Source organism: Klebsiella sp. GFKo11 (genome assembly GCF_056490265.1).
This window is the reverse complement of record NZ_CM151369.1, coordinates 5,396,875-5,419,025: the sequence shown is the minus strand read 5'-3', so window position 1 is coordinate 5,419,025 and position 22,151 is coordinate 5,396,875. Positions and strand designations below refer to the sequence as shown.

The 22,151-nt window shown below is 52.6% G+C and carries 23 protein-coding genes and 3 tRNA genes; 16 read left to right on the top strand and 10 right to left on the bottom strand.

Annotated elements, in window-relative coordinates:
- Positions 1-2 precede the first annotated feature (2 nt).
- The gene (locus AC07P6_RS26020) at positions 3-461 is read right to left on the bottom strand and encodes a YbaK/EbsC family protein (RefSeq protein WP_478315003.1); all 459 of its coding nucleotides are present in this window, start codon (positions 459-461) and stop codon (positions 3-5) included.
- A 341-nt stretch (positions 462-802) separates the two neighbouring features.
- Here AC07P6_RS26020 and AC07P6_RS26015 point away from each other — a divergent pair, with 341 nt between their 5' ends.
- Positions 803-2,146 carry a PTS sugar transporter subunit IIC gene (locus tag AC07P6_RS26015; protein ID WP_182236125.1) on the top strand — a complete coding sequence of 448 codons (1,344 nt, stop codon included), beginning with the start codon at positions 803-805 and terminating at the stop codon, positions 2,144-2,146.
- Between the two features lie 48 nt (positions 2,147-2,194).
- Here AC07P6_RS26015 and fhuF read toward each other — a convergent pair whose 3' ends face one another.
- Positions 2,195-2,983 (bottom strand): siderophore-iron reductase FhuF, encoded by a 789-nt coding sequence (fhuF, locus tag AC07P6_RS26010; RefSeq protein WP_182236127.1) that lies wholly within the window; start codon positions 2,981-2,983, stop codon positions 2,195-2,197.
- A gap of 109 nt (positions 2,984-3,092) precedes the next feature.
- A complete protein-coding gene (locus AC07P6_RS26005; protein ID WP_182236129.1) occupies positions 3,093-4,139 on the bottom strand; it encodes a GGDEF domain-containing protein in 1,047 nt (348 codons plus the stop codon).
- Between the two features lie 263 nt (positions 4,140-4,402).
- Here AC07P6_RS26005 and AC07P6_RS26000 point away from each other — a divergent pair, with 263 nt between their 5' ends.
- Positions 4,403-4,642: a DUF1435 domain-containing protein gene (locus tag AC07P6_RS26000; protein ID WP_110272793.1), complete on the top strand. Its 240-nt coding sequence runs from the start codon at positions 4,403-4,405 to the stop codon at positions 4,640-4,642.
- A gap of 19 nt (positions 4,643-4,661) precedes the next feature.
- On the opposite strand, the gene AC07P6_RS25995 is transcribed toward AC07P6_RS26000, so the two are convergent.
- The 4 genes from AC07P6_RS25995 to rsmC all read right to left on the bottom strand — a co-directional run bounded on the left by AC07P6_RS25995 (position 4,662) and on the right by rsmC (position 6,176).
- Positions 4,662-4,747 (bottom strand) — tRNA-Leu (locus AC07P6_RS25995).
- Between the two features lie 30 nt (positions 4,748-4,777).
- Positions 4,778-4,863: transfer RNA gene (locus AC07P6_RS25990), tRNA-Leu, on the bottom strand.
- A 28-nt stretch (positions 4,864-4,891) separates the two neighbouring features.
- A tRNA-Leu gene (locus AC07P6_RS25985) sits at positions 4,892-4,978 on the bottom strand.
- 169 nt (positions 4,979-5,147) lie between these two features.
- Positions 5,148-6,176, bottom strand: a complete 1,029-nt coding sequence (gene rsmC / locus AC07P6_RS25980) for a 16S rRNA (guanine(1207)-N(2))-methyltransferase RsmC (protein WP_434660232.1) — start codon at positions 6,174-6,176, stop codon at positions 5,148-5,150.
- Between the two features lie 156 nt (positions 6,177-6,332).
- Between rsmC and AC07P6_RS25975 the strand changes: the two genes are divergently transcribed.
- The 13 genes from AC07P6_RS25975 (at position 6,333) to deoD (ending at position 18,875) form a co-directional block, all read left to right on the top strand.
- On the top strand, positions 6,333-6,746 hold the full coding sequence (locus AC07P6_RS25975; RefSeq protein WP_304255754.1) for a DNA polymerase III subunit psi: 414 nt from the start codon (positions 6,333-6,335) through the stop codon (positions 6,744-6,746).
- Positions 6,715-7,161 (top strand): ribosomal protein S18-alanine N-acetyltransferase, encoded by a 447-nt coding sequence (rimI, locus tag AC07P6_RS25970; protein ID WP_110272700.1) that lies wholly within the window; start codon positions 6,715-6,717, stop codon positions 7,159-7,161. The genes AC07P6_RS25975 and rimI overlap by 32 nt, the downstream gene beginning before the upstream one ends.
- A gap of 14 nt (positions 7,162-7,175) precedes the next feature.
- Positions 7,176-7,853: a pyrimidine 5'-nucleotidase gene (gene yjjG, locus AC07P6_RS25965; protein ID WP_478317093.1), complete on the top strand. Its 678-nt coding sequence runs from the start codon at positions 7,176-7,178 to the stop codon at positions 7,851-7,853.
- Positions 7,854-7,945: 92 nt separating this feature from the next.
- Positions 7,946-9,535, top strand: a complete 1,590-nt coding sequence (gene prfC, locus AC07P6_RS25960; RefSeq protein ID WP_110272698.1) for a peptide chain release factor 3 — start codon at positions 7,946-7,948, stop codon at positions 9,533-9,535.
- Positions 9,536-9,753: 218 nt separating this feature from the next.
- A complete protein-coding gene (gene osmY, locus AC07P6_RS25955) occupies positions 9,754-10,365 on the top strand; it encodes a molecular chaperone OsmY (protein WP_478315002.1) in 612 nt (203 codons plus the stop codon).
- Between the two features lie 123 nt (positions 10,366-10,488).
- Entirely contained in the window at positions 10,489-10,650 is a 162-nt protein-coding gene (locus AC07P6_RS25950) for a DUF1328 domain-containing protein (RefSeq protein ID WP_071200058.1), read from the top strand.
- A gap of 121 nt (positions 10,651-10,771) precedes the next feature.
- Positions 10,772-11,845, top strand: a complete 1,074-nt coding sequence (locus AC07P6_RS25945) for a patatin-like phospholipase family protein (RefSeq protein ID WP_478315001.1) — start codon at positions 10,772-10,774, stop codon at positions 11,843-11,845.
- A complete protein-coding gene (locus AC07P6_RS25940) occupies positions 11,842-12,621 on the top strand; it encodes a metal-dependent hydrolase (RefSeq protein WP_304255761.1) in 780 nt (259 codons plus the stop codon). The genes AC07P6_RS25945 and AC07P6_RS25940 overlap by 4 nt, the downstream gene beginning before the upstream one ends.
- Positions 12,622-12,767: 146 nt before the next feature.
- Positions 12,768-14,045 carry a NupC/NupG family nucleoside CNT transporter gene (locus AC07P6_RS25935; protein WP_182236139.1) on the top strand — a complete coding sequence of 426 codons (1,278 nt, stop codon included), beginning with the start codon at positions 12,768-12,770 and terminating at the stop codon, positions 14,043-14,045.
- 425 nt (positions 14,046-14,470) lie between these two features.
- Entirely contained in the window at positions 14,471-15,250 is a 780-nt protein-coding gene (gene deoC / locus AC07P6_RS25930) for a deoxyribose-phosphate aldolase (RefSeq protein ID WP_478315000.1), read from the top strand.
- Between the two features lie 180 nt (positions 15,251-15,430).
- The gene (deoA, locus tag AC07P6_RS25925; protein ID WP_434660224.1) at positions 15,431-16,753 is read left to right on the top strand and encodes a thymidine phosphorylase; all 1,323 of its coding nucleotides are present in this window, start codon (positions 15,431-15,433) and stop codon (positions 16,751-16,753) included.
- Positions 16,754-16,805: 52 nt separating this feature from the next.
- Entirely contained in the window at positions 16,806-18,029 is a 1,224-nt protein-coding gene (gene deoB / locus AC07P6_RS25920) for a phosphopentomutase (protein ID WP_182236145.1), read from the top strand.
- Between the two features lie 123 nt (positions 18,030-18,152).
- Complete coding sequence (deoD, locus tag AC07P6_RS25915) at positions 18,153-18,875, top strand: purine-nucleoside phosphorylase (protein WP_182236147.1); 723 nt, start codon at positions 18,153-18,155, stop codon at positions 18,873-18,875.
- A 190-nt stretch (positions 18,876-19,065) separates the two neighbouring features.
- Here deoD and AC07P6_RS25910 read toward each other — a convergent pair whose 3' ends face one another.
- The 3 genes from AC07P6_RS25910 to AC07P6_RS25900 form a co-directional block, all read right to left on the bottom strand.
- On the bottom strand, positions 19,066-19,329 hold the full coding sequence (locus AC07P6_RS25910; protein WP_182207132.1) for a helix-turn-helix domain-containing protein: 264 nt from the start codon (positions 19,327-19,329) through the stop codon (positions 19,066-19,068).
- Between the two features lie 69 nt (positions 19,330-19,398).
- A complete protein-coding gene (gene lplA, locus AC07P6_RS25905; RefSeq protein ID WP_434664256.1) occupies positions 19,399-20,415 on the bottom strand; it encodes a lipoate--protein ligase LplA in 1,017 nt (338 codons plus the stop codon).
- Between the two features lie 10 nt (positions 20,416-20,425).
- Complete coding sequence (locus AC07P6_RS25900; protein WP_110272689.1) at positions 20,426-21,067, bottom strand: YtjB family periplasmic protein; 642 nt, start codon at positions 21,065-21,067, stop codon at positions 20,426-20,428.
- A gap of 104 nt (positions 21,068-21,171) precedes the next feature.
- Here AC07P6_RS25900 and serB point away from each other — a divergent pair, with 104 nt between their 5' ends.
- Positions 21,172-22,143, top strand: coding sequence for a phosphoserine phosphatase (gene serB, locus AC07P6_RS25895; RefSeq protein WP_478314999.1), 972 nt, complete (start codon positions 21,172-21,174; stop codon positions 22,141-22,143).
- Positions 22,144-22,151: the final 8 nt, after the last annotated feature.

Below are 22,151 nucleotides of genomic sequence, written 5' to 3'. Positions count from 1 at the left end.
TATTAAAGACAAACGTCAATCCAGGTTGCATCAGTCAACCGCGCCATTCGTTCGGGTGAAATACGAACGGCGCTATGGATTGACCCTGCTGCTGGTAGAACTTCCGGGTACTGTTTCAGCGAAATGTCACAGTAAACCGCCAATGGAATTTCCAGGCCAAATGGGCAAACCCCGCCAACGGGGTGCCCGGTTAACGTAACTACCTCATCACTACTCAGCATACGTGCTTTCGCACCGAACGCTTCCTTCAGCTTTTTGTTATCCAGACGCGCATCGCCCTTTGCGACAACAAGTACAACCCGTTCTTTTACTTTTAAAGACAGGGTTTTCGCTATTTGCCCGGGCTCAACGTTATGCGCTGCAGCAGCTAGTGCCAGCGTAGCCGTACTCTGGTTAAGTTCGATGATTTCGATATCGGGGGCGTGGTCAGCAAAAAATTGCCGCACGGACTGCAGACTCATTGCGATCTCCTGAAGAGTGTCTGTTAAAAATCTGTAATAAGCTTCGCAAAGTGTAAATATTGTTGGCAGACAATCAAGAATCTTTCTAATTCCTGGATCTTCTTCACAATCACTGCAACCGGTTACTGTAACCGGTTGCAGTTATCCGTCATGCGATGAATACTGAAATAGTAACTTCCCTGCGTCATCTATAACAAAAGAGCCGTGTATGAGTCATACCTATTTGAGCAGTATAGCCAGTGGGTTATCCGCCGTGCTAATCCACTCACCGAATTAGGTTTACCACAACGGCAAGATAATCATTGTTGGGCCTGTTTCTATAGCCTGTCAGGAGGGCTGCTATGTCTGCTAACCATGCTGCATTTAATCTGATATTCCGCTTTGTAGAAAATTACATCAGCCCGGTCGCCGGACGCATTTCGTCTCAGCGCCATGTTATGGCTATTCGCGACGGCTTTATCTCTGCAATGCCGTTTATGATCGTTGGCTCCTTTCTCCTGGTATTTGCTTATCCGCCGTTTTCGCCGGATACCACATGGGGATTTGCTCGCGCGTGGCTGGATTTAGCAAAAGAGTTTGAAGGGCGCATTTTAACGCCTTTCGATATGACGATGGGCATCATGTCTATCTACATTTGTGCCGCCATTGCCTACAACCTGGGTAAACACTACGAAAAAACGAATCAGCTCGACCCTTTCATGTGCGCGATGCTGTCAATTATGGCTTTCCTGCTCGTAGCGGCGCCGAAGACAAACGGCAATTTGCCGGTTGATAGCCTGGGCGGGACGGGGATTTTTACCGCGATTCTGGTGGCTGTTTATTGCGTTGAAATGATGCGTTTCCTTAAGGCGCACAATATTGGTATTCGCCTGCCAGATCAGGTGCCGCCAATGATCAAAAACTCTTTCGATCTATTGATTCCAGTATTGGTCGTAGTCCTAACGCTCTATCCCCTGAGCCTGTTTATCCAGCATCATTTCGATATGCTGATCCCGCAGGCTATCATGGCCATCTTTAAGCCGCTGGTTTCTGCGGCGGATTCATTACCGGCAATTTTACTGGCGGTGCTGGTTGGTCATTTGCTGTGGTTCGCGGGTATCCACGGTGCGGCTATTGTTTCCGGTATGCTGCAGATGTTCTGGCTGACTAACCTTGGGATGAACCAGCAGGCCCTGGCTCAGGGCGCACCGTTGCCACATATCTTTATGGAGGCGTTCTGGACATTCTTTATTGTAATCGGTGGTTCAGGAGCAACGATGGGGCTGGTATTCTGCTACCTGCGCAGTCGATCTGCACATCTGCGCTCAATCGGTCGTCTGAGTGTTGTGCCTAGCCTGTTTAACATTAACGAGCCGGTTATTTTCGGTACGCCTATTGTCATGAACCCGGTGTTCTTTATTCCATTCCTGCTGGCACCAATGGTTAACGCCGTGCTGGCCTGGGCGGCAATGAAGCTGGATTTGATTGGCCGGGTTATATCTGTCGTTCCGTGGACCGCCCCGGCACCGATTGGCGGTGCGTGGGCCTTGGGGTGGGATTTCCGGGCGGCGATTTTGGTGATTATCCTGGCATGCGTCTCGGCAGTTATCTATTTCCCGTTCTTTAAAGTGTATGAGAAGCAACTGTTAGAACAAGAGGCGGAAGAAGCGCAGCGTTTGGCACAAGAAAGCCAGCAGACCGCGTAAACGTAAACGGGCGGCTTAATTAGCCGCCCGTTGCTCTATAAATCGATGTCATTTTAGCGTGCAATCCCCGCACTGCTGAACATCCGGTAGACGATAACGCTGGCAGCAGGTGCGGCGCACGAGCTGCCCTTCACGTAAAACAACCGTACGCCACAGCGGGTTATCCTGGCCGTCGGAAAGCTGTTTTTCAAAGAAACAGTGCTGACGCAAAAGGGTGACCTGCTCATCTCCCAGCAACGCTTTCATTTCACCCAGATACCAGTTGATTAGGTAACCGGTATTGCTCCAGATAAGCTTGCCGTTTATATCACCAGTGGCTTCAAGCGCCTGAATGACGGGCTGTAAAGCGCAGGTGACCAGGGTTTCCATTCGCGATTGAGCAGACTGCTCTGATGAAGCTTGTGCACAATGGACATCAATCCAGAAACAGGCGGCACGGCCCGTTTCATGAAACTCAACCCGGAAATGTTCCGGTGTCAGGCTGATGACGCGATCTTCGCTCAGCAGAGCCAACATTAACGGCGGGATCAGTAAACCGATGTACCACTGCGCCCAAAGGGATAGCAGTGGCTTTTGCTCACGCACCTGCGTGGGTTGGTTGCGATAAATATGATCGGAATACGTCGCCAGCAGGGAACTCAGCGCCATTGGCTGAGACCATTCCGCCAATGTTAATGCATGATGGGGCGCTTCTTCATTCAGACGGAGAAAATCCAGCAGATGTGGGCGTAGGGTAGTGATTTTTTCGCGGATTGCATTTGCCAGTTCACGCTCAGCCGAAGGGAGCGGAGCCCGCCAGATGATGTCATCGCTGAAGGATAGTGAACGGTAAGCCATCGGATGTCAGATACAAATCTAAATGATAATGATTTCTGATACTAGTTGTTCGATATCCGAATGGCAAGAGATTTGTCCGCGCGGCAGGTTTCTGCTGCGCGGTATAAAGCTAGCTGGCGAGGATAATATTACGCCCCATGTTTTTCGCTTCATAGAGCGCGTTATCTGCACGTTTCAGCGCGCCATCAATGTCGGCATCAACCAGCGGCGTCATGCCGATGCTAATCGTCACATTGGTGGCGACGCTTTCGTTAAACATATGCGGAATTTTTAGATCGTAGACGCGCTGGCGGATACGATCTGCGGCCAGAAGGGCATTTTCAGCCGTACTGCTGGTTAAAAGCACCATAAATTCCTCGCCGCCAAAGCGGGCAACAACATCGCGTGAGCGCACGGCGTTGCGAATTGCCGCGGAAACCTGAATTAACGCCTGATCGCCCATCATGTGGCCGTAGTGGTCGTTGTAGGCTTTGAAGTGGTCAATATCCAGCAGCAGGACGTAATGTTCAGTGCTGTCTAATGAAAGGATCGTGTCCAGGCGATTTTGTAAACCGCGGCGGTTGTACAAACCGGTGAGGGGATCCAACATACTGAGATCGTTAAGGGTATTACGCTCCTTCAATAGCTTATCCATCAGTCCCTGAGTGAATACATCGCTACGCTTCTGAATTAAGCTCTGGAGGGTGATACCAGCAATAGGCAGGATAAAACAATAAGACATGCGCAGCCATTGTTCTCCTTCGGCCAGGATCAAGCAGGCACCGAATGTCGGTAATGAGTGCAAGGTGAACGCAATGATATTGCTGGAAAAAGCAATGGTGCCAATAAACAACACGCTTAATAAGGCGATCACCAGATAGTTAAAATGTGGTGGCCCCAGCATCATGGCTTTTAACGTAACGTGCCATGCCCAAAACAGGCCAAATATCAGAGAAATAAATGAAATATTTATTTTGCGTTGCGAGAATTTCCAGTGCCATAACAGCAGGACTGAACTGCAGATAACAATCAGGAAGCAGGGCAGGGTAAAACTAATGACAGTAAAGAGTGGGCTGACCAGGGATAAGAGGGCTGAAACAAAATTAAGCAGTAAAAAAAGCCGTAAGGAATACTGATATTTTTGTTCGTAATGAGATCGCCAGGATTGTGCAGTCATGTTGGAATTGTCATTATTAATCGTTAAAATTCAATATGATGTGTGTCAAAAAAGAATAATAAAAAGCAATGCGCAAAATAAGGTTTTTGCGAAATTATCAGATAATTTAATATATAGTTTTCGTTTGCTTAATTTATCACCTTCATGAATGTATGTCATTACCACGAACGTAAAGAATAATGAGTCACGTTTTACCGGGCATGACAAATGATAAAAATTATCATATGATATTGGTTATCATTATCGTTGTGAGAGGTGAAAACATGTTGCAGCGAACTTTAGGGAGTGGGTGGGGTGTTTTGATCCCTGGCGTGTTGATTGCCGCCCTTGGGTTTGCCGATTTGTCGGTGGACGCCTGGCGCGGGTTAGTCACATTGGGAATGCTTACGTCAGCACTGATGATTTGGCATCGCCAGCTACGGCATTTCGTTTTGCTGCCATCATGCGTTGCACTGATAAGTGGAATTATGCTGATGATGATGAATTTTAAGCTGATGGGATAATGCAGAAGGGTAAGAATATTGGTGCGAGGGGGGGGACTCGAACCCCCACATCCTAAGGACACTAACACCTGAAGCTAGCGCGTCTACCAATTCCGCCACCTTCGCACAGTATTCTTAATTTTGATATTGCCTCGTTGGTGCGAGGGGGGGGACTCGAACCCCCACATCCTAAGGACACTAACACCTGAAGCTAGCGCGTCTACCAATTCCGCCACCTTCGCACAGTGCGAGCAATATCAACGTGGTTTATGGTGCGAGGGGGGGGACTTGAACCCCCACGTCCGTAAGGACACTAACACCTGAAGCTAGCGCGTCTACCAATTCCGCCACCTTCGCATACCATCGACACTATGAAAGTATCGTTACCACGGAGGCGCATTCTAGTGGTTTTCAGCTATTCGTCAATACTTAATTGTACAGGCTGGATTGATTGTTGCAAAAATGGACGGCTTAGGAAGATACGATCCCGGCGGCAAGCATCGCCTGCCGCCGGAGCAGGAGAACGTTACTTTTTCGCCTGACGAGTCATAACCGTACGATAGACTTTAAACCGGCCAGTCTGGGCGATCACTTCGTGGAAACCGAAGGTCTCATCCAGGATATCCGGGTAAGGCAGGAAGGCGTTGGCGACAATACGCAGTTCACCACCGCTATTTAAATGTCGAACCGCCCCGCGAATCAACGTTTGCGCCGCTTCCTGGCTGGTCTGCAGTCCGTCGTGGAACGGCGGATTAGAGATAATCATATCGAAGCGACCATTCACTTCAGAGAAGACGTTGCTGGCAAAAACGTCACCTTCAATGCTGTTTGCGGCAAGGGTGGCGCGGCTGGCTTCTACCGCCGGGGCACTTACGTCGCAGAGCGTTAAGCGAACCTTCGGTGAATGGCTTGCCAGCACGGTTGCCAGCACGCCAGCACCGCAGCCGACATCAAGCACTTTGCCTTTGGTATGCGGCGTCAGGGTTGAGAGCAGCAGTTGGCTACCGATGTCCAGACCATCGCGGCTGAACACGCCCGGCAGCGTTTTAATCGTCAGGTTTTCCAGCGGATATTCGCCCCAGTACTGCTCTGGATTAAATGCTGGCTGTTTTTCCAGGCGGCCGTGATACAGCCCACAGCGGCGTGCGCTGTCGATCTTGTTCAGCGGCGCATATTCGGCCAGCATCTGCTCCGCACTGCGTACGCCGCTGCGGTTTTCGCCAACCACGAAAATATCGATACCTGTTGGCAGCAGCGAAAGCAGATTCATTAGTTGAAACTGAGCTTCTGGCTTATTTTTTGGCCAGTAGTAAATCAGCGTATCGCAATCAGCAACGTCGCTGGCTTCAGCCACCAGGCTAAAACGCGCATTTTCACCCATCTGGCGGCTCAGTACCTGCCAATGGTGAAACTGCTGGGTATGGACGCGGCTGCCAGCCGTATCCAGACGGGCGGGCAGGTCATCCTGCAGATCACCGGCAAACAGAACGCGGGCGGACTCGAAATCATCACTGTGGCGCAGCAAGACTTCACTTGCCGGGGTAAAAGCAGACATGAAACACTCCTTCATTGAGACTGGCGGCGATTATACACGTTATCTTTCAGGCTGCCTCTTTGTTGGGGCGATATGCAATCCGCTGGGCACGTGATTGTTGGCGCAGATACGACGGATTTGCTATATTGCGCGCTTGATTAACAGGAGTGTTTCGCTATGACATCCCGACGAGACTGGCAATTACAGCAACTGGGTATTACCCAGTGGTCGCTACGTCGTCCTGGGGCGTTACAGGGTGAAATCGCTATCTCGCTTCCTGGACATATCCGTCTGGTGATGGTGGCGGAAGCTCTGCCATCACTGACTGAGCCGCTAATCAGCGATATTTTACGTGCGCTGGCCCTGACGCCGGAGCAGGTTATGCAACTGACTCCTGAACGCGTGGCGATGTTGCCGCAGGATGCCCGCTGTAATAGCTGGCGGCTGGGTACTGATGCGCCGTTGCTGTTGGCGGGCGCACAGATATCCTCGCCCGCTTTCGATGAACTTCAGACCAGCACGCCCGCACGCCAGGCGCTCTGGCAACAAATCTGCACACATGAAAACGATTTCTACCCTCAACACGGCTGATTTGCCCCGTGCCTGGCAAATAGAAACACGCGCCCATGCCTTTCCCTGGAGCGAGCAGACGTTTGCCAGCAATCAGGGCGAGCGCTATCTGAACCTTCAGTTAGTGGTGGACGGCGAGATGGCGGCTTTTGCGATTACGCAAATTGTGCTCGACGAGGCGACGCTATTCAATATCGCCGTTGACCCCGCTTTTCAGCGTCGTGGCCTGGGTCGGGAACTGCTGGAACATGTGATTGATGAAGTAGAAAAACGCGGCGTCGTCACGCTGTGGCTGGAGGTGCGCGCGTCTAACGTCGCCGCCATCGCGCTCTATGAAAGCTTAGGCTTTAACGAGGCGACTATTCGCCGCAACTATTACCCCACGGTCGACGGACGTGAGGACGCAATAATTATGGCACTGCCAATCAGTATGTAAGACAAGGTGAGATGATGAAGTGGGACTGGATTTTCTTTGATGCCGACGAAACGCTGTTTACGTTTGATTCGTTTACCGGCTTACTGCGGATGTTTCTCGACTATAGCGTGACCTTCTCCGCTGAGGATTTTCAGGATTACCAGGCCGTGAATAAGCCGCTGTGGGTGGATTATCAAAACGGTGCCATCACATCCCTTCAGCTTCAGCATCAGCGCTTTGATGGTTGGGCTGAACGCCTGAGCGTGCCGCCAGGTGAGCTGAATGCCGCTTTTATGAATGCGATGGCGGAGATCTGCTCGCCGCTACCGGGCGCGGTGTCGCTGCTCAATGCGCTGCAGGGAAAGGTAAAAATGGGCATCATCACCAACGGCTTTACCTCGCTGCAGCAGACGCGTCTCGAACGAACCGGGCTACGCGATCACTTTGATTTACTGATTATTTCCGAAGAGGTTGGGGTGGCGAAGCCGGATGCGCGCATCTTTGATTATGCGCTGACGCAGGCGGGCAACCCGGAGCGCTCGCAGGTTCTGATGGTTGGCGATACGGCGGAGTCTGATATTCGCGGCGGCGTGAACGCCGGTCTGGCGACCTGCTGGTTCAATCCTCATCAGCGCGAACTGCCTGCGGATCTTCAGCCTGACTGGACGGTGACCTCTTTAAGCGAACTGGAGCAACTCCTGTGTAAACACTGATTGCCTCCCCCTCATTGATGAGTAAAATAGCCGCAATTTTTCGTATTCAACATGCGTGGCGCATAGCCGTGCTTACTCAAGAAGATTGAACTATGACGTTGTCTCCTTTTTTGCAGGAGGTGGCCAAGCGCCGCACTTTTGCCATTATTTCTCACCCGGATGCCGGTAAAACCACCATCACCGAGAAGGTGCTGTTATTCGGACAGGCGATCCAGACTGCCGGTACTGTTAAAGGCCGTGGTTCCAGCCAGCATGCCAAATCCGACTGGATGGAGATGGAAAAGCAGCGTGGTATCTCCATTACCACCTCCGTAATGCAGTTTCCGTATCACGACTGCCTGGTGAACCTGTTAGATACCCCGGGGCATGAAGACTTCTCGGAAGATACCTACCGTACTCTGACGGCGGTGGACTGCTGCCTGATGGTTATCGATGCCGCGAAAGGCGTCGAGGATCGAACCCGTAAGCTGATGGAAGTTACCCGTCTGCGCGATACGCCGATCCTGACCTTTATGAACAAACTTGACCGTGACATCCGCGATCCGATGGAAGTGCTGGATGAAGTCGAGCGCGAGCTGAAAATCGGCTGTGCGCCGATCACCTGGCCAATTGGCTGCGGTAAGCTATTCAAGGGTGTTTACCATCTTTATAAAGATGAAACCTACCTGTACCAGACCGGTAAAGGCCATACCATTCAGGAAGTTCGCATCGTTAAGGGCCTGAACAATCCGGAACTGGATGCGGCCGTTGGTGACGATCTGGCGCAGCAGCTGCGCGACGAGCTGGAGCTGGTGCAGGGCGCGTCCAACGAGTTCGATAAAGAGCTGTTCCTGGCCGGTGAAATTACTCCGGTATTCTTCGGTACCGCCTTGGGTAACTTCGGCGTTGACCATATGCTGGATGGCCTTGTGGAATGGGCACCTGCGCCGATGCCGCGCAAAACCGATACCCGCCTGGTCGAAGCGCAGGATGAGAAGTTCAGTGGCTTCGTGTTTAAAATTCAGGCCAATATGGATCCGAAACACCGTGACCGCGTGGCTTTCATGCGCGTAGTTTCCGGCAAGTACGAAAAGGGCATGAAAATGCGCCAGGTTCGAATCGGTAAAGACGTGGTTATCTCCGATGCGCTGACCTTTATGGCCGGTGACCGCTCGCATGTTGAAGAGGCGTATCCGGGCGATATTCTCGGTCTGCATAACCACGGTACGATTCAGATCGGCGACACCTTTACGCAAGGTGAGATGATGAAGTTCACCGGTATCCCGAACTTCGCCCCGGAACTGTTCCGTCGTATCCGCCTGAAAGATCCGCTGAAGCAAAAACAGCTGCTGAAGGGGCTGGTACAGCTTTCTGAAGAAGGTGCGGTGCAGGTATTCCGTCCGATTGCCAATAACGATCTGATAGTGGGTGCCGTCGGTGTGCTGCAGTTTGATGTGGTCGTTTCCCGCCTGAAGAGTGAGTACAACGTTGAGGCTATCTACGAGTCCGTTAACGTGGCGACGGCGCGCTGGGTAGAGTGTTCAGACGTGAAGAAATTCGAGGAATTCAAGCGTAAGAACGAAATTCAGTTAGCCCTTGATGGCGGTGATAACCTCACTTATATCGCTCCAACAATGGTTAACCTGAATCTGACGCAGGAACGTTATCCTGACGTTCAGTTCCGTAAAACTCGCGAGCACTAATTGACTCAGGAGCGCGGCTTTCACCGCGCTCCACGTTGTTTTTCCTTCTGTTTGACCTTTCTGGAAAGTTCTTAATTCTTACCGTTTTGCGCGTTTTTTTACGCTCTCCCGCCGCACTCTCTCGTGTTTCTACTACATTTAATAAGTAATTTTTGGAAACTTAGCTTAATAGACTACTTATTTTGCTTTACCTGTTTAGAAATAACGAGGAACTCACAATGACAAGACCAAAGAACGCCAGGACAGCACTGGCCCTCCTCTTAGGCTCAGCCATCATCAGCGCCTCGGCATATGCGGAAAGCTCGACGGTTGATAGCGCAAAATCTGCTGCCAGTAGCGCGGGGCAAGCTGTTGATAGCTCGATGAACAAAGTCGGGAATTTTATGGACGATAGCACCATTACTGCCAGAGTGAAGGCGGCGCTTATCGATCATAAAGATATTCGCAGTACTGATATCTCTGTGAAGACCGAGAACAAAGTCGTCACGCTGAGCGGTACGGTCGATAGCACAACGCAGCAAGAGCAGGCGGTTAGCGTGGCGAAAGGGGTTGAAGGCGTGACCTCGGTTAACGACAAACTTAGCGTGCAGAATGAAAAGTCTGCTTCACTGAAGGGCTATGCCGGTGACACGGCGGTGACCAGCGAGATTAAAGCTAAGCTATTAGCTGACGATATCGTGCCATCACGAAATGTGACGGTGGAAACCACTGATGGCGTTGTGCACTTATCCGGCACAGTGGCTTCCAGCAAACAGTCAGACCGCGCGGAAGATATCGCTAAAGCCGTTTCCGGCGTCAAAAGCGTGAAGAACGATGTTAGCGTTAAATAAATCCATTATTAAAAGAATTTATTCTGCGGCCTTTCCGCAGGATGTGTAGCACCACAGGGTTGTGTATGCGCGGCCTGAGTGCGCAGAAAATCGACCGTCATTAACTATGGTAAGGAGAGACGTATGTTTAGATGGGGCATTATTTTTCTGGTGATCGCGTTAATTGCCGCTGCTCTGGGCTTTGGTGGACTGGCGGGTACCGCTGCCTGGGCTGCTAAAATTGTTTTCATCGTCGGTATTATTCTGTTTCTGGTCAGCCTTTTTACCGGGCGTCGGCGTCCCTAGACGTTAACCCGTGAAATACCGTCTTACATAAAGCCAGTCAATGTGACTGGCTTTCGCAGTTTCAGGGCGTTAAAAATTGCGTTACCTTTATTTTATATAATAAGTAAGACAGGAAAGCAGGGTGGGACATCGCATTCCCGTAACGCTGGGCAATATCACGCCATTATCTGTAAAACCCTTTCAGCCGGGCAAACTTGCGCTAGTGTGCGAAGGGGGTGGACAGAGAGGGATTTTTACCGCCGGGGTTCTGGACGAATTTATGCGCGCGGGATTCAACCCTTTCGACATGATGTTTGGCACCTCTGCCGGGGCGCAAAATCTGTCGGCCTATATGTGCAACCAGCCTGGCTATGCCCGCAAAGTCATCACGCGTTATACCACTGCCCGCGAGTTTTTCGACCCGATGCGCTTTGTGCGCGGCGGTAACCTTATTGACCTCGACTGGCTGGTGGACAGCACCGCGAAAAAGATGCCGCTGGCGATGACCTACGCTGAAGATCGTTTTGCCCAAGGGAAACAGTTCTGGATGTGTGCCTGCCGCGGTGATGACTATACGCCGAATTATTTTGCGCCAACCCAGCAGACCTGGCTTGACCTGATTCGCGCCTCCAGCGCCATTCCGGGTTTTTATCGTAGCGGCGTGATGCTGGATGGAGTGAGCTATCTTGATGGCGGCGTCAGCGATGCGATCCCTGTTCAGGAAGCAGCCCGCCGCGGGGCGCAAACTATCGTGGTGATCCGCACGGTTCCTTCCCAGATGTACTATACCCCGCAGTGGTTCAAACGTATGGAGCGCTGGCTTGGGGAAAGCAGCCTACAGCCGTTCGTGAATCTGGTGCAGCATCATGAATCGACTTATCGTTCCACGCAGCAGTTTATTGAGAAACCGCCGGGCAAGCTGCGCATTCTGGAGATTTATCCGCAGAAGCCACTGAAAAGTATGGCATTGGGAAGCCGCCTTCCCGCTTTGCTGGAGGACTATAAGACCGGACGCCAATGCGGACGTTATTTCCTCGCTACGGTTGGTAAACTGCTGGCCGACAGGCCGCCGCTGCTGCGTCATGCGGCGCGAATTGCCGTGCCCAAAACGGTGGTAGTCCCGCCGGCTCCGGTAGCAAATGAGGTCCTTCAGGCTCCGATTGTTGCGGCACCGCAGGCCAATGACCCCAGCTTTAATAATGAGGATCTGGCGTGACCTTGCGATTTATTGATACCCACTGCCACTTCGACTTTCCCCCTTTTACCGGCGACGAAACCGCCAGCATTGCCCGAGCGGTGCAGGCTGGGGTCACGCAGATTGTGGTTCCGGCCATAGAAGCAGACAACTTTGAGCGCGTCCTGGCGCTAGCGGAGCAACATAATGCGCTCTATGCCGCGCTCGGCTTACATCCCATCGTGATTGAGCGGCATGACGAGAGTAGCCTGGAGCAACTTGAGGTCTATTTGGCTCAACGTCCCAGCAAGCTGGTTGCAGTCGGTGAAATTGGCCTCGATCTCTATCGCGAAGATCCACAATTTGAACGTCAACTTAGCGTATTTGAGGCGCAATTGCGCCTGGCGAAACGCTATGATCTGCCGGTAATCCTTCACTCCAGGCGTACTCACGATAAGCTGGCGATGTTGCTGAAAAAACATGCCTTGCCGCGAACCGGCGTGGTGCACGGCTTTGCTGGCAGCTTGCAGCAGGCGGAGCGTTTTGTGCAACTCGGCTATAAAATTGGCGTGGGCGGCACGATTACCTACCCGCGCGCCAGTAAAACCCGCGACGTTATGGCGCAACTGCCGCTTTCGGCGCTGCTGTTGGAGACCGATGCGCCGGATATGCCATTAAATGGCTTTCAGGGGCACCCGAACCGGCCTGAGCAGGCTGCTCGCGTTTTCGCCACCCTGTGTGAGCTGCGCCAGGAGTCTGCGAATGAAATCGCTAATGCTCTGATTCATAATACAAAAGAGGTTTTTTCTATCCTGTGATGCTCTACTGAGTGATTTAGATCTCATTCTTACCTTTTTATCTCATTGTTTTGCTTAAAATGTGTGAGCTGAGATGAGCGTGATGGTTTCATGTCGTTATAATCGCGAGGTTTTAAGGCTGAACTATCAATACACAGGGACTCTGTATGCAAATTCTCATGGGACTTATCGGCATGGTGGTGCTGTTAGCCATCGCTGTGCTCCTCTCCAGTAATCGAAAAGCCATCAACCTTCGTACTGTCCTCGGTGCATGGATCCTCCAGGTGGGGATCGGTGCGCTAATTCTCTACGTACCGGCCGGGCGCACGGCGCTGCTGGCCATGTCGAACGGCGTTGCTAACGTCATTGCTTACGGCAACGAGGGCATCAGCTTTATTTTTGGCGGGCTGGTTTCCGATAAGATGTTTGAGGTATTCGGTGGCGGTGGGTTTGTTTTTGCTCTGCGCGTTCTGCCGGTCATCGTTTTCTTCTCCTCGCTGATCGCCGTACTTTACTATCTCGGCATTATGCAGTTTGTCATCCGCATTCTCGGCGGGGCGCTGCGTGCGGTGCTGAAAACTTCGCGCACGGAATCGCTCTCCGCGACGGCGAATATCTTCGTCGGCCAAACCGAAGCGCCGCTGGTGGTACGTCCTTATATTGCGACCATGACCCGCTCTGAACTGTTTGCGGTGATGTGTGGCGGTCTGGCCTCTGTTGCGGGGTCGGTTCTTGCAGGTTATGCCCAGATGGGCGTGCCGCTGGAATATCTGATTGCCGCTTCGTTTATGGCGGCACCGGGTGGTCTGCTGTTCGCGAAGATTATCGTGCCCGAAACCGAGCAGCCTCATGATGATCCGGCGCTGGAAAAAAATGACGCCGATCCAGAGGCTCCGGCAAACGTTCTGGACGCTGCCGCGTCCGGTGCCGCTTCCGGGATGCAGCTGGCGCTTAACGTGGGCGCGATGTTGCTGGCGTTTATCGCGCTGATCGCGCTGGTCAACGGTATTCTCTCCGGCGTAGGTGGCTGGTTTAACCATCCGGACCTGTCGCTGCAAATGATCCTTGGCTGGGTCTTCTCGCCGCTGGCGTGGGTGATTGGCGTACCGTGGAGCGAGGCAACCGTGGCTGGTTCATTTATCGGCCAGAAGCTGATCATTAACGAGTTTGTTGCTTATATGAACTTTGGCGAATATCTCAAGGCTGATGCCGAGGTGGCCGCTGCTGGCTTGCAGGTGATTTCAACGCAAACTAAGGCCATCATCTCATTTGCTTTGTGTGGTTTTGCCAACCTGTCGTCGATAGCGATTCTGATTGGCGGGTTGGGCGGTATGGCTCCCAGCCGCCGCCAGGAAATTGCTCAATTAGGCATGCGGGCCGTTGCGGCGGGTACGCTCTCTAACCTGATGAGCGCCACAATTGCCGGCGTATTCCTCGCGTTATAACTTCGCTGTTAACTCCCAGGATGCCAGCGGCAATGTCGCCGCTGGCATCTCTCTTCTGATTGTTAAAATTCCATCATTTTTTAATTGAAATAAAATCATTAATTATCAATTGATAATGGATTTAATGGTATTTTTTCGCACAAAATGTGCGCACCGATGTCGAGTTGTAGTGCGTTGTTATGTTATTATAATAACATTATCGCAGGCTCAAGAATCCTGATTATGCTTAAAGAGAGTTTCGGGCTTGTGATGTATCTGTTGAGTTTTATTATGTGATTTTTATCACATTACAATAATGAAAATTAGTAATGAGTTTTCATTAACTGTGATGTATATCGAAGTGTGACTGCGAGGTGATGTTACAATAGTAACAGACTCGCAAGGTGAACAAACTTTAAATCGGCAATAGGCCGTCGGAGTATGAAATGACAGATTTATCTGCAAGCAGCCTGCGCGCGTTGAAATTGATGGACCTGACCACCCTGAATGATGACGACACTAATGAAAAGGTGATCGCCCTGTGTCATCAGGCAAAAACTCCGGTAGGTAACACCGCTGCGGTTTGTATCTACCCGCGTTTTATCCCCATTGCGCGTAAGACGCTGAACGAGCAGGGTACCCCGGACATCCGCATTGCGACAGTCACCAACTTCCCGCACGGTAACGATGACATTGATATCGCGCTGGCGGAAACCCGTGCGGCAATTGCCTACGGTGCCGATGAAGTAGACGTCGTGTTCCCTTATCGCGCGCTGATTGCGGGCAATGAGCAGGTTGGTTTTGACATGGTGAAAGCCTGTAAAGAAGCCTGCGCGGCGGCAAACGTGCTGCTGAAAGTGATTATCGAAACCGGCGAGCTGAAAGAAGAAGCGCTGATTCGCAAAGCTTCTGAAATCGCTATCAAGGCCGGTGCGGATTTCATCAAAACGTCAACGGGTAAAGTGCCGGTAAACGCCACACCGGAAAGTGCTCGCATCATGCTGGAAGTCATCCGTGATATGGGCGTGGAAAAAACCGTTGGTTTCAAACCGGCTGGCGGGGTGCGTAGTGCAGAAGACGCGCAGCAATTCCTGGCGATTGCCGACGAACTTTTCGGGGCCGACTGGGCTGACTCTCGCCACTACCGCTTTGGCGCATCCAGCCTGCTGGCAAGCCTGCTGAAAGCGCTGGGCCATGGCGACGGCAAGAGCGCAAGCAGCTACTAATTACTCGTCATACTTCAAGCCGCAGGTGCGTTAGCTGCACTCTCTCACCCCAATCACTTACTGTAGTAAGCTCCTGGGGATGAGTTCCCTTGCCGCCTTCCTGCGACTCGAATTATTTAGAGTAATCATTCATTGCAGTGGGTTTTCCGCTGCATTTAACCTGATTAATCGGGGGTTACCGTGTTTCTCGCACAAGAAATAATTCGTAAAAAACGTGATGGTCATGCGCTGAGCGATGAAGAAATTCGCTTTTTCATCAACGGCATCCGCGATAACACCATCTCAGAAGGCCAGATCGCCGCGCTAGCGATGACCATCTTTTTCCACGATATGTCTATGCCAGAACGGGTTTCGCTGACCATGGCGATGCGGGATTCAGGAACCGTTCTGGACTGGAAGAGCCTTAATCTCAACGGTCCGATCGTCGATAAGCACTCCACCGGCGGCGTAGGTGATGTTACCTCACTGATGTTGGGGCCTATGGTCGCAGCTTGCGGCGGCTATGTGCCGATGATTTCCGGGCGCGGTCTCGGTCATACCGGCGGCACCCTCGACAAACTGGAAGCGATTCCGGGCTTTGATATCTTCCCGGACGACAGCCGTTTTCGCGAAATTATTCAAGACGTCGGCGTGGCGATTATTGGGCAGACCAGCTCACTCGCACCGGCGGATAAACGTTTTTATGCCACCCGTGACATTACCGCGACGGTGGACTCCATCCCGCTGATTACCGCTTCGATTCTGGCCAAAAAACTGGCTGAAGGTCTGGACGCGCTGGTCATGGATGTGAAAGTCGGTAGCGGCGCGTTTATGCCGACCTATGAGCTTTCCGCTGCGCTGGCCGAAGCGATCGTTGGCGTTTCCAACGGCGCGGGCGTGCGCACCACCGCACTGCTGACCGACATGAACCAGGTGCTGGCTTCCAGCGCCGGTAACGCGGTGGAAGTGCGTGAAGCGGTACAATTCCTGACGGGTGAATACCGCAACCCGCGCCTGTTCGATGTCACCATGGCGCTGTGCGTTGAAATGCTGATTTCCGGCAAGCTGGCGGATAACGACGCCGATGCGAGGGCAAAACTGCAGACGGTACTGGATAACGGTAAAGCTGCAGAAGTCTTTGGTCGAATGGTCGCCGCGCAGAAAGGGCCGAACGATTTTATCGAAAACTACGACAACTACCTGCCAACCGCGATGCTGAGCAAAGCGGTCTACGCCGAAAGTGCTGGCTTTGTCGCGGAAATGGACACTCGGGCACTCGGTATGGCGGTGGTATCCATGGGCGGCGGTCGCCGTCAGGCATCGGATTTGATTGATTACAGCGTGGGTTTCACCGATATGGTCCGCCCTGGCGACAGCGTAGACACGCAGCGGCCGCTGGCAGTTATCCATGCTAAGGATGAAAACAGCTGGCAGGAAGCCGCCAAAGCAGTCAAAGCGGCTATTAAACTCGACGATAAAGCGCCTGAAATTACGCCAACGGTCTATCGTCGTATCACTGAATAGTTATATACTGATCTGATCGCTTTTTTGCAGCGCAAAAGGTACGGAGAATAATATGAAACGTGCATTTATTATGGTGCTGGACTCCTTCGGCATCGGTGCGACTGAAGATGCGGATCGCTTTGGCGACGTAGGTTCAGACACCATGGGCCATATTGCAGAAGCCTGCGCCAAAGGCGAGGCTGATAACGGTCGCAAAGGCCCGCTGAATTTGCCTAACCTGACTCGTCTGGGTCTGGTGAAAGCACATGAAGGTTCTACCGGCAAAATTGCCGCCGGAATGGACGGTAATGCGGAAGTGATTGGCGCTTACGCATGGGCGCATGAACTCTCTTCTGGTAAAGATACGCCGTCAGGCCACTGGGAAATTGCCGGTGTGCCGGTTCTGTTTGACTGGGGTTACTTCCCGGAGCATGAAAACAGCTTCCCGCAGGAGTTGTTGGATAAACTGGTTAAGCGCGCTAATTTGCCGGGCTATCTCGGCAATTGCCACTCTTCCGGTACCGTTATCCTCGACCAACTGGGCGAAGAGCATATGAAAACCGGCAAGCCGATTTTCTATACCTCTGCTGACTCGGTATTCCAGATTGCCTGCCATGAAGAGACTTATGGTCTCGATAAACTCTACGAGCTGTGTGAAATCGCCCGTGAAGAGCTGACCGAAGGCGGCTACAACATCGGTCGCGTTATCGCACGTCCGTTTATCGGTGATAAAGCGGGTAACTTCCAGCGTACTGGCAACCGCCATGACCTGGCTGTTGAGCCACCTGCGGCGACCGTGCTGCAGAAGCTGGTCGACGAGAAAAATGGTCAGGTCGTTTCTGTCGGTAAAATCGCCGATATCTACGCCAACTGCGGTATCACTAAAAAAGTGAAAGCGACCGGCCTGGATGCGCTGTTTGACGCCACCATCAAAGAGATGAAAGAAGCGGGTGACGAGACCATCGTCTTCACTAACTTCGTCGACTTCGACTCTTCCTGGGGCCATCGTCGTGATATCGCGGGTTACGCCGCCGGACTGGAATTGTTCGATCGCCGTCTGCCTGAGCTGATGGAGCTGGTGGGTGAAGATGACATTCTGATCCTGACCGCCGACCACGGCTGCGACCCAAGCTGGACCGGTACTGACCATACCCGTGAACACATTCCGGTGCTGGTTTATGGCCCGAAAGTGAAACCGGGTTCGCTTGGTCACCGTGAAACCTTCGCGGATATCGGGCAGACCCTTGCTAAATACTTTGGCACTTCCGACATGGAATATGGTAAGGCTATGTTCTGAGTCAGGTTGGGTGAGGCCTGGTGCCCTCACCCCCGGCCCTTTCCCACGGGGAGAGGGAGAAAAGAATGTCGGCCGGGCAAGGCTCGCCGCCGCCCGGCAAAAAAATTAAAAAAGGAACTGAAGATGGCAACTCCACATATTAACGCCGAGATGGGTGATTTCGCTGACGTCGTATTGATGCCGGGCGACCCGCTGCGCGCGAAGCACATTGCAGAAACTTTCCTTGAAGACGTACGTGAAGTGAACAACGTGCGCGGCATGCTGGGCTTCACCGGCACCTATAAAGGCCGCAAAATTTCCGTTATGGGCCACGGCATGGGTATCCCGTCCTGCTCCATTTACGCGAAAGAGCTGATCACCGACTTTGGTGTGAAGAAAATCATCCGTGTCGGCTCCTGCGGTGCCGTGCGTATGGACGTTAAGCTGCGTGACGTGGTTATCGGTATGGGGGCTTGCACCGACTCTAAAGTTAACCGTATGCGTTTTAAAGACCATGACTTCGCGGCAATCGCAGACTTTGGTATGGTGCGTAACGCGGTTGATGCGGCAAAAGCGCTGGGCGTCGACGCGCGCGTCGGTAACATCTTCTCTGCTGACCTGTTCTATGCACCGGACGGCGGCGAGATGTTCGACGTGATGGAGAAATACGGCATTCTGGGCGTAGAAATGGAAGCGGCCGGTATCTACGGCGTCGCTGCGGAGTTCGGGGCGAAAGCGCTGACTATCTGCACCGTATCTGACCATATCCGTACCCACGAGCAGACCAGCGCTGCTGAGCGTCAGACGACCTTCAACGATATGATCAAAATCGCGCTGGAATCCGTTCTGCTGGGCGATAAAGAGTAAGTATTGTGTCGCCCGGTAGCGCTGCATTTACCGGGCCTGCGCAAAAACCTGTAGGCCGGATAAGGCGTAGCCGTCATCCGGCTTTTTTTATCGAAGTATTTATTCATAAATCTTCGCATTCTTAATATTTATCCATACTTTTCATTGTGATGTGATTTTAATTTATTCAGATATCTATCCAGGTATCTATTCATGCAGTTCGACCTTGCATCCATGATGGACATACAAGCAGGGCCTCCGGGCATCCATAAATTTCAGCCATGCGGCTTCTCACAGCAGTGCTTATTTGTTCTTTTTTTTCAATACGAGCAAGTGATTCCGGGGTGATGTTCAACATTTTTGCTGCATCAGTACGAGATAAGTGTTTATAGATACGCACCGCAGCAAGCCACGATACTTTTTGCTGAGCCATGACGAGCGCAACAGCTTGCTCTTGTTTTATCGCGTCAATCATGCAGCCATTCCTTTAAGTGGGAGAAATGATGAACTGACAAGGAATGAAGGTGCCATGCTGGAAGAGTCGTTACCTCACCGCCCCGGCAATCCACGCCGATAGCTCCCGCAGCTCTTTCTCCTGCTCCGGGAAATCCACTAATAATGCATCGCACTTCTGCTGCAGCATATCAGCGCGATACAGGCAGCCCTGCAATCTGGCGGCCAGCGCTTCCAGCGGGGCCGGGTTCAGGCTGTCGGTAAAGACCTGAGTTCGCGTGATATGGCCTTTCTCGACGTCGAAATGCAACTCTACGCCACCCCAGGTAAATCGCTCGTCCAGCAGGTGAGAGAAGGCGGGGGCCTGGCCAAAGTTCCACTCCCAACTGCTCTGGCGGGCAAAGGTATCGGTAAAATTCGGCAGATCCGGCATTTTGTCAGGAGAGATAATTTCAGCCTCAACGCGTTCGCCATAGTGGGCAAAGAATGCCTCCTGAATCGCCTCGCAGACCCGCTGATGCGTAATGCCTGGCAGCAGTTCGACCAGGTTCGCCACGCGCCCGCGTACGGAGGTGATCCCTTTTGCCTGTAGCTTTTTCTTATCAGGATTCAGATAGTTAGCCAGACGACTTAAATCCGCGTTCAGCAGTAGGGTACCGTGGTGGAAGCCGCGATCCATTGTTTCGCGATAGGCGGAGCCGGAGACCTTGCGGTCGCCCTCGGCGGTTTTCACCACCAGATCGTTGCGCCCGGAGGCCTCCGCCGTGACCCCCAGCGAATTCAGCGCCGTCAGGACAATATTGGTGGAGACCGTCTTATCGTACTCCGGTTTACCGGCCATAAAGGTAAAGCAGGTATTGCCCAGATCGTGGAACACCGCGCCGCCGCCACTGCTGCGCCTCGCCAGGCGCACGTTGTCTTCTTCCATGCGTCGGGTATTGCACTCTTTCCATGGGTTTTGTGCGCGGCCGATAACCACCGTATCGGCATTACGCCACAGAAACAGTACCCGTTGCGTGGCGGGCATCTGGCGAAAAATCGACTCCTCAACCGCGAGGTTGAACCACGGGTCGTAGGAGTCGGAGAGCAGCAGGCGCAGCGTGGACATAGCGATTTCCTTATTCTGATTCATCTTTATCTTCATCCTGCACCGGCTTATTGGCGGTGAGCAGGAAAGGGGATTGCTGCCAGCGGGTACGTTTACCTTGCAGCAGAGTGCGCGTTAGCACCACGCCGATGGCCAGCGACAGCAGTAGCATCAGGCGTAAGATATTGGTGGTATTATCCACCTGCTGGGCTTCGGTGGCTAACGTATGGGTATCCAGCGTCAAGCGCAGATAGCCGAGGGGGCCGTTTTTACCCTGAATGGGTTCGACGATTTGCTGATTGAAGTAACCTCCCGCTTTTTTACCGTCCAGCGCCAGCCGATCGCGCACCTCGATGCTTTCGCCGGAACGCGCGACCAGGTCGCCCTGTTCGTCATAAACGCCAGCGTCCAGTATCCGACTTTTGTGGGTAAGCTGCTCCAGCAGCTGGCTAATCCGCTTTTCATCGGGCGTTTCGTTACGCATCAGCGGTGCCAGGTTTAACGTTACCTGTTGAGCGAGCGTGCGAGCCAGTTCTTCTAACTGCGGGTTGCGCTGCTTTTGACTATTCTGGCTGAACCACGACGCACCCTGCATCAGGGCGACGAGGAGTGCGAGACAGATCAGAACAATAACAGCGCGGTGCAGCCGGAATTTAAGTTTTGCGCGTACCATATTCCACCTTTGAAAATTTGCAGCTTAATGTTGCCAGAAGCGCTGGTTACAAGGTAGCCTCATGCGTTATTTTCCTCGCCTGAATGAAGTGATGTGGAGCCGTGATGCCAAACAGTTTGACCTGGTGCGACCTGCCTGAAGATGTTTCCCAGTGGCCTGGATTGCCGCTTTCCCTGAGCGGTGATGAGGTCATGCCGTTGGATTACCATGCTGGACGCAGCGGCTGGCTGCTGTATGGCCGCGGCCTTAACAAGCGTCGTCTGACGGAATGGCAGCGTGAGCTGGGCGCAGCGCTGGTTATCGTTGCCTCCTGGACGGTTGATGACTACCAGGTGATTCGTCTGGCTGGTTCGTTAACGTTACGAGCGACCCGTCTGGCGCATGACGCCGGGCTGGACGTCGCGCCGCTGGGCAAAATCCCCCATTTGCGCACGCCGGGTTTGCTGGTAATGGATATGGACTCGACGGCGATTCAGATTGAGTGCATTGATGAAATCGCCAAACTGGCAGGAACCGGTGAGCTGGTTTCGGAAGTGACAGAACGCGCCATGCGCGGCGAACTTGATTTTACCGCCAGCCTGCGCCAGCGCGTGGCGACGCTGAAAGATGCCGACGCCAATATTTTGTTCCAGGTACGTGAGACTTTGCCGCTGATGCCTGGGCTGACGCAGCTGGTATTGAAGCTGGAAAGTCTCGGCTGGAAAGTGGCCATCGCCTCTGGCGGCTTTACCTTCTTCGCCGAGTATCTGCGCGATAAGCTGCATCTCGATGCAGTGTTTGCCAACGAGCTGGAGATCATGGACGGGAAGCTGACCGGCAACGTCCTTGGCGATATCGTTGATGCCAAATTTAAAGCCAATACGCTGCGCAAACTGGCGGAAAAGTATGAGATCCCGTCGGCGCAAACCGTGGCGATTGGCGATGGCGCCAACGATTTGCCGATGATTAAAGCGGCAGGCCTCGGTATCGCCTATCATGCGAAACCAAAAGTGAATGAACTGGCGGAAGTGACAATCCGCCATGCTGACCTGATGGGGGTGTTCTGTATTCTCTCCGGCAGCATGAATCAAAAGTAAGAGGTTAA